The sequence below is a fragment of the Kitasatospora sp. NPDC001159 genome (genome assembly GCF_053598235.1).
In genome coordinates this window covers 1-14,983 of sequence record NZ_JBSFJV010000091.1, presented here as the reverse complement: position 1 = coordinate 14,983, position 14,983 = coordinate 1, and the positions used below count along the sequence as shown (strand labels likewise).

The 14,983-nt window shown below is 69.3% G+C and carries 15 protein-coding genes and 2 pseudogenes; 7 read left to right on the top strand and 10 right to left on the bottom strand.

Annotated elements, in window-relative coordinates; translation table 11 throughout:
* Positions 1–19: 19 nt before the first annotated feature.
* From ACWC9T_RS32535 to ACWC9T_RS32525, 3 genes are all read left to right on the top strand, one after another.
* Positions 20–127 (top strand): hypothetical protein, encoded by a 108-nt coding sequence (locus ACWC9T_RS32535; RefSeq protein WP_449824645.1) that lies wholly within the window; start codon positions 20–22, stop codon positions 125–127.
* Positions 124–414 carry a hypothetical protein gene (locus ACWC9T_RS32530; RefSeq protein ID WP_449824644.1) on the top strand — a complete coding sequence of 97 codons (291 nt, stop codon included), beginning with the start codon at positions 124–126 and terminating at the stop codon, positions 412–414. The genes ACWC9T_RS32535 and ACWC9T_RS32530 overlap by 4 nt, the downstream gene beginning before the upstream one ends.
* A 346-nt stretch (positions 415–760) precedes the next feature.
* Positions 761–1,966, top strand: coding sequence for an FAD-dependent oxidoreductase (locus ACWC9T_RS32525; protein ID WP_449824643.1), 1,206 nt, complete (start codon positions 761–763; stop codon positions 1,964–1,966).
* A 275-nt stretch (positions 1,967–2,241) separates the two neighbouring features.
* Here the strand turns inward: ACWC9T_RS32525 and ACWC9T_RS32520 are convergent, their stop codons facing one another.
* The 5 genes and pseudogenes from ACWC9T_RS32520 to ACWC9T_RS32500 all read right to left on the bottom strand — a co-directional run bounded on the left by ACWC9T_RS32520 (position 2,242) and on the right by ACWC9T_RS32500 (position 5,151).
* Positions 2,242–2,808, bottom strand: coding sequence for a hypothetical protein (locus ACWC9T_RS32520; protein ID WP_449824642.1), 567 nt, complete (start codon positions 2,806–2,808; stop codon positions 2,242–2,244).
* Positions 2,809–2,853: 45 nt separating this feature from the next.
* Positions 2,854–3,087 (bottom strand): annotated as a pseudogene (locus ACWC9T_RS32515) (transposase); the annotation flags it as partial.
* A gap of 80 nt (positions 3,088–3,167) precedes the next feature.
* Positions 3,168–4,040 (bottom strand): annotated as a pseudogene (locus tag ACWC9T_RS32510) (IS5 family transposase); the annotation flags it as partial.
* 37 nt (positions 4,041–4,077) lie between these two features.
* The gene (locus ACWC9T_RS32505; RefSeq protein WP_449824641.1) at positions 4,078–4,485 is read right to left on the bottom strand and encodes a hypothetical protein; all 408 of its coding nucleotides are present in this window, start codon (positions 4,483–4,485) and stop codon (positions 4,078–4,080) included.
* 3 nt (positions 4,486–4,488) lie between these two features.
* Positions 4,489–5,151 carry a DUF6192 family protein gene (locus ACWC9T_RS32500; protein WP_449824640.1) on the bottom strand — a complete coding sequence of 221 codons (663 nt, stop codon included), beginning with the start codon at positions 5,149–5,151 and terminating at the stop codon, positions 4,489–4,491.
* A gap of 216 nt (positions 5,152–5,367) precedes the next feature.
* On the opposite strand from ACWC9T_RS32500, the gene tpg (ACWC9T_RS32495) reads away from it, so the two are divergent.
* Entirely contained in the window at positions 5,368–5,949 is a 582-nt protein-coding gene (tpg, locus tag ACWC9T_RS32495) for a telomere-protecting terminal protein Tpg (protein ID WP_449824639.1), read from the top strand.
* Positions 5,950–6,397: 448 nt separating this feature from the next.
* On the opposite strand, the gene ACWC9T_RS32490 is transcribed toward tpg (ACWC9T_RS32495), so the two are convergent.
* The 4 genes from ACWC9T_RS32490 to ACWC9T_RS32475 form a co-directional block, all read right to left on the bottom strand.
* Positions 6,398–7,462, bottom strand: a complete 1,065-nt coding sequence (locus ACWC9T_RS32490; RefSeq protein WP_449824638.1) for a hypothetical protein — start codon at positions 7,460–7,462, stop codon at positions 6,398–6,400.
* Between the two features lie 14 nt (positions 7,463–7,476).
* Positions 7,477–9,633 carry a hypothetical protein gene (locus ACWC9T_RS32485; RefSeq protein WP_449824637.1) on the bottom strand — a complete coding sequence of 719 codons (2,157 nt, stop codon included), beginning with the start codon at positions 9,631–9,633 and terminating at the stop codon, positions 7,477–7,479.
* Between the two features lie 15 nt (positions 9,634–9,648).
* A complete protein-coding gene (locus tag ACWC9T_RS32480) occupies positions 9,649–10,113 on the bottom strand; it encodes a type VII secretion target (protein WP_449824636.1) in 465 nt (154 codons plus the stop codon).
* Between the two features lie 378 nt (positions 10,114–10,491).
* Positions 10,492–10,713, bottom strand: a complete 222-nt coding sequence (locus ACWC9T_RS32475; protein ID WP_449824635.1) for a hypothetical protein — start codon at positions 10,711–10,713, stop codon at positions 10,492–10,494.
* On the opposite strand from ACWC9T_RS32475, the gene ACWC9T_RS32470 reads away from it, so the two are divergent.
* Positions 10,693–11,217: a hypothetical protein gene (locus ACWC9T_RS32470; protein WP_449824634.1), complete on the top strand. Its 525-nt coding sequence runs from the start codon at positions 10,693–10,695 to the stop codon at positions 11,215–11,217. The genes ACWC9T_RS32475 and ACWC9T_RS32470 overlap by 21 nt on opposite strands.
* Positions 11,214–11,519, top strand: a complete 306-nt coding sequence (gene tpg, locus ACWC9T_RS32465) for a telomere-protecting terminal protein Tpg (RefSeq protein WP_449824633.1) — start codon at positions 11,214–11,216, stop codon at positions 11,517–11,519. The genes ACWC9T_RS32470 and tpg (ACWC9T_RS32465) overlap by 4 nt, the downstream gene beginning before the upstream one ends.
* Here tpg (ACWC9T_RS32465) and ACWC9T_RS32460 read toward each other — a convergent pair.
* A complete protein-coding gene (locus ACWC9T_RS32460) occupies positions 11,443–11,868 on the bottom strand; it encodes a hypothetical protein (RefSeq protein ID WP_449824632.1) in 426 nt (141 codons plus the stop codon). The two genes, tpg (ACWC9T_RS32465) and ACWC9T_RS32460, sit on opposite strands and share 77 nt — an antisense overlap.
* Before the next feature lie 785 nt (positions 11,869–12,653).
* On the opposite strand from ACWC9T_RS32460, the gene ltrA reads away from it, so the two are divergent.
* On the top strand, positions 12,654–14,444 hold the full coding sequence (gene ltrA / locus ACWC9T_RS32455) for a group II intron reverse transcriptase/maturase (protein ID WP_449824631.1): 1,791 nt from the start codon (positions 12,654–12,656) through the stop codon (positions 14,442–14,444).
* Positions 14,445–14,983 lie beyond the last annotated feature (539 nt).

The window sequence follows — 14,983 nt, the reverse complement described above, 5'->3', positions numbered from 1 at the left end:
CGGCGACGCCCGCCTCTGCGTGGCCATCGCCGACCGGATCACGTTCCGCTGCACGCTGATCCAGACCGGCACCGAGTCCTACCGCTTCCAGGCCACCCAGGAATCGCTCTTCCCGACGCCGAAATGACAGGTCGCCACTTCTGGTCGCACCGCCGACGGGGTCCTGCTGCCGTCCAGCAGCGGATCACCGATGCCCGCCGCGCGGGCATCTCTCACTTCCAGGTCCTGGCGCTGGTCCACCGCGAACGGGACCGCGAGCGGATTCTCCTGCTCGAGCACCACGGCGACGGCGTCTGGGGCGCCCCGGACCTGTGGAACCCGGCGCACCCGCAGCGTCATGCGACGGCCCACCTCGCCGGTATCGAGGACATTACGGGCGAACCGTCGAGACGATCACCGACCGAGGGCAGCTGAAGAATCGAGGTTAAGTGAATGCTTGAGCAGAATTTTCCGGGATAGTCAAATTTCTTCTCCCTGGCCAGGCTTCATCGATTCGTCAAGGCAGGACTCGCCATTTCTTGTCTAGGAAATCGCCGCAGGAAGTGCGAGATCAGCGAAGAACGGCACATCAGAGGGCTGACATGCTGCCCGCCGGTGGGATTCCGGTGTACGCTCTCAGGGCACACGAAATTGCCTCCCGGTTGGTAGTCCGGACCGCAGATCACGGTTTTCCGCTCTGCGTCAATGCCCTCCCCTTTAGGGGAGTCCTGGTGTGCTCCGAGTACGAGAAGAACTCTGCACTGGGAGTACTGTGTCTGGAATGCGCATCGTCATCGCCGGCGGCGGGCTCGCCGGGTTGACACTGGCCCACTACCTGAACCGGAACGGCCTGGACGTGGCCGTCTATGAGCGCGATGCCGACGTGGCGGCACGCGAGGCCGGGTACCGAATCCACATCAACTCCACCGGCACCTCCGCGCTGCACGCCGCCCTGGAGCCGCGCCTGTGGGAGTTGTTCCTGGCGACCTGCGGCATGCCGAGCGAGGACATGCTGCTGTTCGACGAGCAGTTCAACCTCCGTCCCGGCCGGGACAAGTCGGCCACCGAGGGCACCGGTGTGCCCACCGACATCCCCGAGCACTTGGTGGTGTGCCGCTCGACCCTGCGTCGCATCCTCTACCTCGGCCTGGAAAAGGCCGTGCACTTCGGCTCTCGGGTCACCGGCTACCGCACCCACCCCGACTCAACCATCACCGTGCTGCTGGAGGGCGGAACCACGGCCGAGGCCGACGTGCTCATCGCCGCGGACGGCATCAACTCCTCAGTCCGCGCCCAGCGCCTGCCCCAGCTCCAGGTCGCCGATCTCGGCGCGCGACACATCGCCGCGAAGATCCACCTCACCGACGAGACCAAGGCCAAGCTGCCGGTGCAGATGTTCAACGCCTTCTCACTGGCCTACGACGCCGACTTCACCGGGCTGACCCTGGGCCCGCTGGAGCGCACCGACCCCACCTCGCCGCTGATCGCCGAACAGGAGCCCAGCTTCCAGCGTGAGGCCACCGCCGACTACGCGCTGAGCATCTTCAACTCCCTCGCCGACCACATGCTCCCCGACGCCGAACTGTTCACCGCCGGCCCCGACAAGCTCAAGGCGTATGCCCTGCAGCGCGTCGCCACCTGGCACCCCACCCTGGTCGACACGGTCCGACTGTGGGACACCGCCACCATCCAGGCCCTCAAGCTCCGCAGCTGCGTTCCCGTCGACGCCTGGGAACCCTCCAACATCACCGTCATGGGCGACGCGATCCACGCCATGAGCCCCGCCCTGGGCATCGGCGCCAACACCGCGCTACGTGACGCACACACCCTGGGCGACGAACTGCTCGCCGTCCACCACGGCGACAAACCACTCCTCGACGGCATCAGCGCCTACGAGGACGCCATGCGTGACTACGCCTACCACGCCCTACGCATGTCCGCGTTCGTCGGCCAGAAGGTGATCGGGCACCTCCCCCTGCCTGAATAGTCACCGCGCCGCTGCTCGGGCGGTGTGTCCACCGCACCGCTCGAGCCCGCACAGCTCCCAGCGGACGATAAGAGGCGGGCCCCTGGTCGCGTCTTGTCAGGGAGGCGACCTCGGGGCCCGCATCTACAAGCTATCGACAGCCCCGCGATGACCTCGCCGGACACTCCGCCCCGGGTCGCGAAGGACACCCGAGCAGTGGCTCCGAATCTCGCCGGAGTGGCTCTCATTCCCGGTTCTGGTCCAACTTCTGTGAGGCGACTACTCCCTGTGACTGCTTAGCCAGTCCTTTGCCAGATCGGCTCGTTGGGCCAGTTGAGCAGGTCATGCATGTCCTGGTCTTCGCCCGACAAGGCATGGACGGGGAAGGCGACGAAGCGCATGTTGTACCGTCGCCACGCGTCCCTCAGGTCCTTCCCTCGGAACCACACGACCACCGGCCACTCCATGGGGTCCGGGTGGTTGGTGAGCCAGAAGAACTGGTCGCCTTGTACGGTGCCGCCCCAGTTGAGCAGTCCCCCTGGCTCTGGTAGGAGCGGGTACGGGCACAGGGCCGGGTCCTCGTTTCGCATTTCCCGGAACACCGGACCAAGGTCATCGATGGTCCTCGATGTGAAGACACGGAAGATTGCCTCGTCCTGCGATGCGCCCGGCCATGGCCACGGAGCGTTCACACCCAGGTAGCTGCGGACCTCTCCTGGCCCGAACTGGTCGATGAACTCGCGGTAGTCCGCGGGGAACTCAACTCCGCATGCGTCGCGCGACCGCTCCCACGGTAGCGGTGGCCCGACCGGCTTGGCCGTCAGGTCGGCCAGTTCAGCGAAGTGCATCACGTCCGTGCGCATGGCGTCACCTCCTTGCGGATCATGTCATCTGTCGCCGACACGTGATCAAGGGGCAAGGAGGACCCTCTTGCGCAGCAGGCTGAAGCCAGCGCGGCCGTACATTTGGCGCTTGATCATTTTGATCCTGTTCACGGCGCCCTCGACGTGGCCGGAGTTCCAGTGCGTGGTCAGTCCGGCGTGGACGGCGGCGTAGTCGCTGTTCAGGCCATTTGCGAAGGTGCTGATCCCGGGCAGTCCCGCTGCTTTGGCTTCGGTGATCCACTCGGGCAGGCGGTCCCCGGCGCAAGACCCTCCTGGCTCACTGCCCCGAACTGGACACCACCGCCCACCTGGATGTAATAGGTGCATCATGCGACGAGGGCGACCGGTGTGGTCTCGGCTTGGGTGCCTCGGGTTCGGGCGAGTCGGCGGGTCATGAGGGTGATGGCGCTCCAGGCGAGGTGAGCCTCGGCGTGAGCGGGGAGACGTTCGTAGTCGCGGCCCCACCACGTTCGCCGAGATGCTCACCCTCCTCGACAGTTTCGGCGGGCACGCATGAACCACGCCAAAGATCGTTCCACCACCCACCTGCGCGGGAGCACGATGAATCCCTGGGCGTCCGGCGGCCGTCGGACGATCTTGATGGTGATGTTGAGCTCGCGCATCGCCCAGTCGACGAGTTCACCGGCGTAGGCGCTGTCGGCCCAGACGGTGGTGATCTCGGGGTGGGAGGCATGCAGCCGGGCCAGCAACAGCCGGGCACCGTCGCGGTCGGGGAGGTCGGCCGGGGTGACCAGCAGGTCGACCATGAGGCCGCCGAGGTCGACGGCGAGATGTCGCTTCCGGCCGGTGAGGTTCTTCGCCGGGTCGTAGCCGCTGGTCGCCTTCGGGACGGTGTCGGCCGCCTTGACGGACTGGCTGTCGACGACCAGGGCGACCGGCCAGGGGCTGTAGCCGCCGCGCAGCCGGATCCGGCGCCGCAGGTGGTCGATGATCTTCAACAGGGTGCCGTCCCTGGCCCAGCGGGCGAAGAACCCGAACACGGTCCGCCACGGAAGCGGGAAGTCCGCAGGCAGAGACCGCCACTTCGCGCCGTTGTCGACGATATAGAGGATCGCATCGACGATCTCCCGGCGCGGGTGGGCCTCTGGACGGCCGCCCTTCGGAGTCCGGCAGGCCGGCACTGGCAGCAGCGGTTCGAGCAGGGCCCACTCGGCGTCGGTGGTGTCCGAGGGGTAGTAGCGCGTGCGCATGGCAGGGGCTCCGGGGCGAGGCCGACCGGGTGGATCGTCAGCCGAGGCGGGTGAGGAGGTCGAGGGTGGACTCGATGGCGCCCATCTGGGCCATGACCGTGCGGATGTACGGGTCGTGGGGTGTGCGCTGCTGGTGCGGGGCCAGGGTGCCGGCGATGAACGCGGCGATGCGGTGGTGCTCGGCGCGGAAGAAGGCGCGCTCGTAGCCGATCCACACCTCCGGTTCGTCGACCATCCGGTAGCCGTCCCTCCGGGACCAGGTCAGCGGGGGCAGGTGCTCGGCGGCGGCGATCTGCCGCAGATGCCGGATCCCCACCGCCACCTGGGCCGGAGAGCGCTCGGTCGCCGCCACCAGCTGGTCCATCGTCAGGCCGCGTGGCCGGGCCTCGACCACGGCGGCCAGGACCGCCTGGGCGTGGACGTGCGCGGGGACGCCCCGGCCCATGGCCTACTCGCCCCGCAGCAGCCGCGCCAATTGCGCGTCCAGGCTGACGTTGCCGGTGGCCACCGCGCCCTCGATCCACTCGGCCGCGGCCCGCACCCGGGCCAGACCGCGCTCGACCGCGGAGCGCTCGCCGTCGCGGAACCGATGCCCGCGCAGCATGGGGACGATGCGGCCGGCGGTGGCGGTGAACTGCGCGCACGCGGCGACCAGGTCGAGGTAGTCGGCGCTGTGCTCGATCCGCTCCAGCGCCGGGACCTGCTCGCGGACCTGGTCCGTCTGTTGGCGGAAGCGCTGGAACTGGGCATCGTTGACCAGATGGCGGGCGGTGTCGTCGGCCATCGCCTTGGCCGCCACCTGCGGGCGGCGCAGGAAGTCGGTCACCACCACCGCCGCGACCGCGTCCTCCCGCGCCAGGTCGTGGATCGCCTCGATCCGCTCCTGCACCGTCTCGGGCGAGGCGACCTTCCATCCGACCGCCCGCTTGGCCGCATCGTGCGTCCACCACAGCTCACCCCTCACGCCGTCCCGGGCGGGAGGGTTGCCGATCGCCTCGAACCGCTCCTTCTCGTCGGTGATCCCGGCCAGGATCCGGTGCACCGTGTGCGACACCCCGTCCCGGCGATGCGGTGCCAGCCAGCGCGAGGCCACCCACCGGTACGTGCGCACGGCCCCGGCCTGGTGAAGTTCGAGGGTTCCCGGCCGATGGCGGAGGTGCTGGAGCTGATCGCGGATGAGGCCAACCCGGCCCGGCACATCAAGACTGGCGGAGTCGTCTCCGCCGACGAGTAGCCACACCCCGTGCGGCCCGCCGACACCAGCCTGGCGGGCCACCCCCCAATACTCGAGTTCGCCCCGACGGGGCGAGGAAGGACCTGATGCCCCATGAGCCGGGAGATCGACGAGGGCCTGGAGCGTGCCGAGCGCACCCGCCCCATCCCGGTCCACCTGAACACCCGCGTCAAGTTCCTGTGGGAGAAGGTCGCCAAGAACGACACCAAGCGCCTCGCCCAGGCCGCCGGCGTCTCGGTACGCACCGCCCAGCGCTGGGCCCACGCCCTGACCGCCCTCGCCGAAGGCGAGCTGGTCGGCGACATCCCCATGACGAAGGCCAACGCGGCGAAGGTCGAGCGGGCGGTACGGGCGGCCTGGCAGCCGCGGGTGAAGAAGCGGGTGCGCCGCGACGCCGAGCAGCGCGGCTTCATGCTCCACATCCAGGCGACCTTCGGCTACAGCGCGGCCGGCGGCTCCACCGACGACCCCCGCCCCCGGATGATCACCCAGAAGATGCCCGGCTCGGTCGCCCGACGGCTGTACGAGGCCCGCGACGCCGGAGCCACCCAGGCCCAGCAGGAAGCGATCCTTGCCGAGGGCCTGCGCGAGCACTACTTCAAGGACAACGGCCACCGCGCCCGCGGCCTCGACGTCGAGCTGAACGACATCGCGTGGATGGACGTCGAGCTGTAGGACCTAGTGCTGGCATCGGGTGTGCACAGCCGCGCACGGCGCTCGTTCTCCGAGGAGGTCGGCAGGTGCGGCGTTCCCGATCCTGGGCGGTCAGCCCGTGTATGCGCCTGCCGTCGGCGGGCGCGGCGCGGTGCGGTGCTGCATCTGGCCCTCGTGATCGGCTGCGGCACGGTGGCGGCCGACGGGTGGGACGGGGCGGTTGTCAGACGGCCGAGCTGGGCCCGACCACGACCGCCGCCGGCCGCCCTACCCCTGGCCCCCGAGCGAGCGCCGACCTGCTGATCGAGGCGTACGACAGCGCCCTCACCACCGACCTCGGTGGCCTGGCGCCAGCCGTTTCGCGAATCGCGCAGCAGGGCGACCGCTCCGGGGATCGCTATCGAGGTCGGCCATCGCTCGATCCGTCTGTCGAGGGGCCGTCACAGAGTCGGCCCCTCGACGGAGGCGATCAGAGAATCGGCTCGCAGCCGATTGCCTTGCCCCCGGTGGCGAGGAACTGTCGTACGAGGTCCTTTTGGTCGGGGAACAGAAAGGGCTTTTCGAGGCCGTTCGCGTAGCCGCCGTTGACGGTGAAGAAGACGTCCTTGCCCTGGCAGGTGGTGACGAGTGTCCCGTCGGCTACCCAGCGGGCCCGCCCGACAGCGGACGGCTCTTCGCCGTCCTTCTGGGTCAGGGCGGTGGTCCGCGGCTCGGTCGTGATCGCGAAGACCTGCGCCCGGCTGTCGTACCTCGGGTTACCGCCGATCGTGCAGGACCAGATCGGGCCGAACCCGGTGGTGACCTGTTGCGGCATGCGCCACTGGGCCTCGGGGTTTTTCGCGGGTGCGAACCCGGGCAGGCCGCAGAGGTTGGCCCAGTTCGGGTCCGTCTCGGCCCCCTTCGCCGACAGGCTCTTCGGTGGCGACAGCTTCCGGCCTCCGCACGAGCGCGCCTTGGCCACCCCGTTGGCGAAGGTCACGGCCAGGGCGGCCCTGGCCTCGTCATGGCCCTTCTCGCTGGTGAACACCGCGGTGTGCACGCCCTTCTGGCACCCATCCGGGAGCACAGCCCACGCGACGTCAGGGGTCACCGAGCCGGCCGTCTCGCCGGAGAACAATCGGGCATCCGATGCGGCCAATGTGCCCGGGCCGTCGCCGGTGTTAAGGACGATGTCGAACTGTACGACCTTCTCGGAAGTCTCGAACAGGCCGGATCGGACCGTGGCGGAGCAGCTGTTCCCGGTGAAGTCCTTCGTCGCCGAGTAGCCTCCCTTGTCCTCGCTGATCCGCCCGGACCCCAGGAGATCGTGCACCTCGTCCGCGGTGACGGCCCCGTCGCAGACGCTGTCCGGGCCTCCGAGGTTCGTCAGCCGGTACAGCGCGAACCCCACCGCCCCGACCGGGACGAGAGACAGCGCCAACACCACCACCGCCAGCCGCACGCGCAGTCTTCGGGTGGTGAACCCGCGCCGATCGAGCGCCGCGCCGATGCGCCCGTCAGGGCTGTCGGAGTCGTCGGGACGGTCGTTGCGCATCGTTTCCACCATCCTCACGACCGCCCGAACACGGTGCGGTAGGTGCCGTCGATGGCGACGTTGTAGGTGGTGCGCGCGTCCGTCTTGAGCTGCTGCGACACGCTCCCGGTCAGGTCCGCGGCAGCGGGGTCCGTCCCGAACCGGGCCACCCTTTCGTCGATCATCTTGTTCAACTGGTTCTGTCCCGCTGAGAAGTGGGAGCTCAGATTGCCCTGAAGCTGGGAGTCTGCCAGTGCCTTGGCGTCGTTGGCGTACTGGGCGGTCCCGACATCGACCAGGCGCTGCGCGATGTCGCCGAACGGCAGGACGTTCGAGACGGTCGGAAGCAGGTTCGCGGGCGTGCCGAGCAGGTGGTACTTCATCTTCGCGTCCCAGTCCGCCTTCGCCTTCTCGGAGTCCGTGTGATCCGAGGAAGTGTCGGCGAACACCGCGTCAAGTGCGCCGAGGGCGGAGCCGGCCTCCTGGGTGAACGAGTGGAGCTTGTGGTTCGCGCCGCCCACCGCGTCGGGCTTGAACGCCTCGGGGCCGTAGTCGCCGAGACGGAGGGCGATCTCCCGGGTCTCGGCGCCGTGGATGATCGCGAAGGAGGCGGGATCCTCAGCGGCGCCACGGATCACTCGCAACAACTGGTCGCGCTGGACGGTGAGCCCGTCCGGCTGGGCAGGGCCGGCCAGCTCCTTGCCCAGGATCTCGTGCATGTCCGGCGCGTAGTCGGCGATCATGTCGGCCATCGGTCGACGGAGCGCGGCCGGTAGGCTGGCCTTGTCCCCGGGGCCGCTGCCGGCGAAGGACTTGAGCGTCTCGTCCATGATCTGGGACATGACCTTGTCGTGCGGACGGACCGGCGGCTGGTCGCCGTGCGGGTCCCGACCGGTCGTGGCGGCCTCCAGGGCGTCGCCGAACGCGGCTCGGGAGGTGTCGCGCACGAGATCGTCCACCTGGTTCTGCTCGTAGCCCTGGTTGGGCCACTTCCGCTCGTGCAGCAGGTAGTCCAGGTTCTTGCTCTTCGCCGGGTCGAAGAAGTCCTTCGACGCCCCGGGGGCGTGGCTCAGCGCAGTCATCAGACCGCCCATCGGGTCGGTCTGGTTGGTGAGGGCACTCCAGTTCGGCCCCCAGAGCTCTTCGCCCTTGGTCTTGCTGTTCCGCTCGTAGTCGACCAGGTCGTTGCCGACCTTGAGGAGGAACGACTTGTCGAACGTCCCCTTCGCCCCCATCAGCGCCGTCAGCGCCGGGTAGTTGTCGTTGTACCCCGCCGCGGACGCCCCCGTGCGGCGGGCGGCGGCCAGTAGGCCGTCCTCCCAGGCTTTGCCCATCCCGCCGTCGCGGGTGGCGGTGGCGAGGGCCATGGCGAGGCTGTTGTAGACGTCCTGGTAGCCCTTGGCGTTGTGATTGCCATGGGCCAGGTCGCCGTAGACCTTGGAGTACTCCAGCAGCGCGTCCGGGCCGGTCTTGCCGCCGTAGTTGAGGCCGTTGAGCAGCGTGGTGGAGAAGTCCTTGTTGCCCGCGTTGGCGGCCATGAGGGCCTGCAACTGCTTCAGCTCCGGATCGCTGAGGCTGCCGGCCTTGGACATCAGGTCCTTGGCCCGGTTGGCGTCAGCGATCGGGCCAGCGCCGTACGGCTTCGGGTTGAATGAGGTGGTGCTGGTGCCGATGTCGCTCTGGAGGGCGGCGGCGGCCGTCTGATCGGCGGCGGTGGCCCGGTCGACGGCCTTGCCGAGGCGGGTGGAGATCGCGTCGGCCTTGGCCCGCATCTCGGCGTTGTACTTCTTGGCGGCCTCGACCCCGTCGGGGTCGTTCCGCGAGCCGGGCAGCGGGGGCCAGCAGACCTCGCCATCGGGGGTGACGGTCAGCTCCTCGGTCTTCGCGTCGTAGATCGCGGTGAGGAGGTCGTTATGGGCCGCGCGGAACACCTCGGCGGCGGTGGTGACGATCGCGGCGATGGCGGTCGCGACTGCCGACGCCTGTTTGAAGTCGGTGTCCACCCCCTCCAGCGCCGAGTTCGCGTTGGCCGCCGCCACGCCCTTCCAACCGGCCCGCTGCGCCGTGCTGGTGAGGTCCTTGTGGACCCGGCCGTCCAGGGTGGTGAGGGTCTTGGCGACGCTGGACCAGGCTTCGGACGCCTCCGTGACCGCGTCCGGACGGGCTTCGTATAACTGCTTGAAGGACACCATGTGCCCGGTTCCCCCTTAGTGAACTGCCGTGCCGAACAGCTGGGCGTTCTTGTCCTCGTTGGCCGTGTACGTCCGCTGAGTGGTGTCGAGGTTGGTGGCGATCCCGTCGATCCGGTCGTGCAGGGCTGTGCACTGCTTCAGCCACCGTTCGGTGCAGCTGGTGACGGCGCTGCTGAAGGCGAAACCGCAGGTACCCGCCGACGCGGCGCTCATGTAGTCACTGAGGCCCAGCGTGAGGGGCCCGCTATTGCTGTTGGCCTGGTTGAGCTCGGTGGCGATCTGCCGGGCTATCCCGGCCGAGGCGGCGAGTTCGTGCGGGTTGTCCAGTTGGGTGGTCGCCATGCCGGGGGGCGCGGCGTTCCAGGGCGCTGTGTCGGCGCTCTTGGCGGGGTTGGCGTACGGCGAGGTGCTGGGCGGCGTGCCGGGTGTCGATGCCGCTGCCGGGGCGACCGGGCCGGTGGTGAAGTCGGGTTCTCCCATGGGTGTGTAGCTCTCCCTCCCTCTGTGTGGGGGCAGTTTGCTCTGCGCCACGCTGACCGTGTCGTGCCCCACTGTCGGTGTACTGACGCACCCTCCGCAGCGGCGGTTGCACGTGGGGTGGGGGAGACGGGCCGGGGCGTGCAGGTCTTGTTACCGGCGGGTCGCTTCTCTGTCATCGCGAGTGTTACGGCTTTACTGTCAAATCCTGAAGGGTTCTGCAGCCAGTGCGTGACACGGGCAGGTCCCCGGCGTGGTGCGCCTGGCAGGCGCGATCGGCTCGTCCATCGCCGGCGGGACGGTGTGGGTGCGCCCAACATTCGGGCGCACCCACACTTGAGCGCGGCCAGCCGGCTGGAAGCCGTCCGCCCTGACCTGCGCTCACGCCGACCGGACAGCCCACTCGCAGCGCGGGCAGACGTGCCCGGCGTACTGCGGCGGGTACCAGCGCGAGCCCGGCCCGGATGGCCGCCACGGGTCGACGGCCATGCTCGCGGTGTCGATCCCGCAGGCCGTCGCCGGGAGCGGGTCGCCGGGCACGTCCGGGTCGGAGCCAGCAGCGTGCACGACCAGGAGGTCCGGTTGCTCCGGCTGCTCGATCACCACGAGGATGCCCACCACCCCACCCTCCGCCAGCGGCGGGCTGTACTGCATCCGGCGATCGGCCATCGGGACGCCGCACAGCTTGGTGAGTTCCGCCCCGCGCACCTGCTGCGCGGCCTGGCCGTCCGGTTCCCCGCGTCCGGCGTGCCCGCGGCTGCCGTGCCTGCGCCGGTCGCGGTGCCGGAGGTGTTCGCGGCCGCGCCGGTGCCCGAGCAGCCGGCCCCGGCGCCGCAGGCGCCGCAGGTGGTGATGCTGGACCAGAACCCGGACGGTTTGTTGCTGATGGCGGCACCGCTGCCGTGCGTGCAGTGCAGGCAGCCCTCGGTCTACCGGGCGCAGGGCCACCCGATGCACCTGGGCGGGTTTTGCCGCCCGGTCGCCGCCGTCCAGGCCGCCACCGCCCCGGCCGCGCCCGCCGCTGCGCCTGCGCCGCCTGCCGCCCCGGTGGCCCCGACGCCAAAGCCATCGAGCAGAAAGTCCGCGCCACCTGGCAGCCGCGGGTGAAGAAGCGGGTGCGCCGCGACGCCGAGCAGCGCGGCTTCATGCTCCACATCCAGGCGACCTTCGGCTACAGCGCGGCCGGCGGCTCCACCGACGACCCCCGCCCCCGGATGATCACCCAGAAGATGCCCGGCTCGGTCGCCAGGCGGTTGTACGAGGCCCGCGACGCCGGAGCCAGCCAGGACGAGCAGGAACGGATCCTCGCCGAAGGCCTGCGCGAGCACTACTTCAAGGACGGCGGCCGCCGCGCCCGCGGCCTCGACGTCGAGCTGAACGACGTCGCCTGGATGGACGTCGAGCTGTAGAACCGCCCTCCAGCGGCCCCGTGTCGCCGACGGGAAGCCTCTCGGCGTACGGGCTGCCGGTGACGACGTAGGCGGCCAGGTCGTACGCCAGCTCCTCGGCCAGCTGCCCGTCGCCACCCGGGACGACCTCCCGGCCGGCGGCCCGCTCGATCGCGTCGGCGGCCCGCTCCAGCACCGTGCGGTGCCCGGCCTCCGGCTGCCGCTCGGCGAGCTCTCGCACCCACCCGGCCGCCCGCCGACCCGCCTCGCCCGCCTCGGCAAGCAATTCGTTCACCGCGTGCTGCCGCTCCCGCCGTTCCTGGTCCTCGTCGTCGGCTTGGCTGCCGGGCAGGGAAATCAGATGCGTCATGACCGGTGAACCCGGTCGCCGCCGTCCGGGTTACGGCCGAGCGGGAGCACGCGGTTGTCCACCGGGGCCTGCGCCCGGCCGCGAAACGGTGCCCGGGTGACAGACTGTCAGCCATGAGGTGCGACGCGAGGTCGCACGCTGTGAGTGTCACGGAGGAAGGAGGTCGGCATCATGCCGATGACGTGACCCGGGCCAGTGTCCAGGGCCCGTTCCCTCCCTGACGTGCGTTGCCGGTAACGGCGGGGTGCGAAGCTCGGGGAAGAAGCCCAAGGGCTCCCGTTCCGCCCGGGAGCCACAGGCGAGGGAAAGACCGGACGGGTGAAGCTCACTGAACCCTCAACGATGCTCCGTGATGACAAGCCTTGCAGGTGGGACGCGGTAGCGAGGTGCAGGACTGGCCGTTGGAAAGCGGCGGATGCCGGTCGAAGACTCATGGTCGGCCGGGAGGACACCATCGTCCCGGAGTAATGAGGGCACCCACCCCGGTCGTGTCTCACGCGTGTGGAACGCGACAACCCCGTTGGGGTCCAGACTGATTGACGTGTCTGGTCAGCCGACCGCAAGGAAGGCCCAGTTCCCCAGCGGGTGCAGGACGGCCCAAGAAGCGAAGGCCGGCAGCCGAAAGGCAGCAGGAAACCGGGACAGGCATCGGCACCTCCGCCGAGTTCCGCATAACTGGCCGGATACGGGTATCTACCCGAACCCGAAAGGGTGCTGACGTGGGCCGGGTGAGCCTGTGAAGAGCTCGACGCAAGGAACCCGAACCGAAGGGCAAGTTGGACACCGTGACGGTCACACCCACCGCTGATACGGCGGCGGCCAGCACCGACCCGGCGAACGGACCGGAGGGCGCAACCCTCGACTGGGACGCCATCGACTGGCAAGCCCAGGAGGAGGCAGTACGGCGACTGCGGCAGAGAATCTTCACGGCATCGCAGGCAGGGGACCTGAAACGGGTCCGCAATCTGCAGAAGCTGATGCTCCGCTCCCAGGCCAACACGCTGGTCAGCGTGCGCCGGGTCACGGAAATCAACGCAGGACGCAAGACGGCCGGGGTCGACGGTCAGGTCGTCCTGACCGCCCAAGGCAAGGCGGAGCTGGCCCAGTGGGTCCAGCACCGAACTGGCCCTTGGCAGGCCCGGCCGGTCAAACGGGTGTTCATCCCCAAAGCGGGCGGCAAGAGACGCCCTCTCGGCATTCCCGTGATCGTGGACCGGGCCCAACAGGCCCGCGTGTCACAGGCATTGGAACCCGAGTGGGAAGCGCGGTTCGAGCCGAAGTCGTACGGCTTCCGGCCCGGCCGCAGCTGCCAGGACGCGATCGCGGCGATCTACTGCACGGCCAAGGGCAAACAGGCCCACCGACAGTGGGTGCTGGACGCGGACCTGGCGGCGGCATTCGACCGCATCGACCACGGACACCTCCTCCAGCAGCTCGGCTCGTTCCCCGCGCGGGAACTTGTCGGGCAGTGGCTGCGGGCAGGCGTGGTGGAGGACGGCCGGTTCACCCCGACCGAGGAGGGCACTCCTCAGGGTGGCGTGATCAGCCCGGTGCTCTTGAACATCGCCCTGCACGGGATGGAGACGGCTGCGGGGGTTCGCTACCGGCAGTCCGGCCGTCGCGCCGGAGACACCATGCCGGGCTCCCCGCTGCTGGTGCGGTACGCCGACGATCTGCTCGCCTTGTGCCACTCGCGGGAACAGGCCGAGCAGGTCAAGGCCAGGCTTGCCGAGTGGCTGCGACCGAGAGGGCTGGTCTTCAACGAGGACAAGACACGCATCGTCCACCTCGAAGAAGGCTGCGACTTTCTCGGTTTCAACATCCGCCGCTATCACGGCAAGCTGCTGATCAAGCCGAGCCGCGAGGCCGTCAGACGGATCCGGAACAGGATGCGCACCGAAGTGAGGTCTCTGCACGGGGCCAACGCCGCTGCGGTGCTGCAACGGCTCAACCCGATCATTCGGGGATGGGCCGCCTACTACCGGGGCGTGGTCGCCAGTGAGATCTTCACCGCACTGGACGACTACATGTGGAAGCTCACCTACAAGTGGGCGACCCGCGCTCATCCGAACAAGCCGCGGCGCTGGGTCACGGCCCGGTACTACGGCAAGTTCAACAAGTCCAGGCAGGACCGGTGGGTGTTCGGCGACCGCGGCAGTGGCGCCTACCTGCTGAAATTCGCCTGGACGAAGATCGTCCGACACCGGTTGGTCCTCGGCTCGGCGTCTCCGGACGACCCTGCCTTGGGTTCCTACTGGGCCGAACGGCGCCGCACCAGCGCGCCCCCGCCTGTCGACCGTGCCACCTTGCGCCTGCTTCAGGTGCAGAACGGGCGGTGCCTGACCTGCCGGGGCCTGCTGCTGCCCGTCGACGACCCACCCTCCGGTCCCATCGAGTGGGAGCGGTGGCTGCGGGTCACCCGCCAGGCGATCACCACCCAAGTGATCACATATCGCGGGATCGACACGTCGGACGGAGTGCAACTCCGTCTTGTCCATTCCTCTTGCCAGCGGCGGCTCGCCGCTGGCAAGGATTCTGCGTCACTGCACGTCTGCGAGCCTTCAGGGCTTGCTTGAGCCGAGCTGCGGGGAAACTCGCACGGCCGGTTCTGAGGGGGGACCGCCGCAGCAATGCGGCGGTCCTACCCGACTGATCAATCCGCCCGTCCGGTCCGGCGCCCGCTGGCCCAGCCGTTCTCCCACCGCGATGCCGCGGTCGACCAGCCGGTCGGCGAGCGCCTGCTGCCCGTGGAGCGCTCCCCCTTCTCCGCTCCGGCTGACCACGCTCCGGCGGCGCGCTCCGCGAGCGCAGGACGCCGGCCCCTGGGGGAGGGCGGGCTCAACTATACCGGCGGCACCGCATCGCGGTGACCGTCGCGCTCTGCAGCGCGGCCTCCGCGCATTGGTGCGGGGCAGTGTGCGGAGGTCTGCGCATGCGCGGTGGCGCTCCGGATGCGCACGCGCGCAAGGGCGGGCGGTGCGCAGCGCGGTGGCGGTGGGTTGTCCGGGTGGTGTGACTTCAGAAGCCGTGATCAAAGCGCTCTTGGGGCTTGAGGGCCGGACGGAGATTCGATTCTCGGTCCCGTTCGGGTGATCGCGTGCCGGCCGGCGCATGA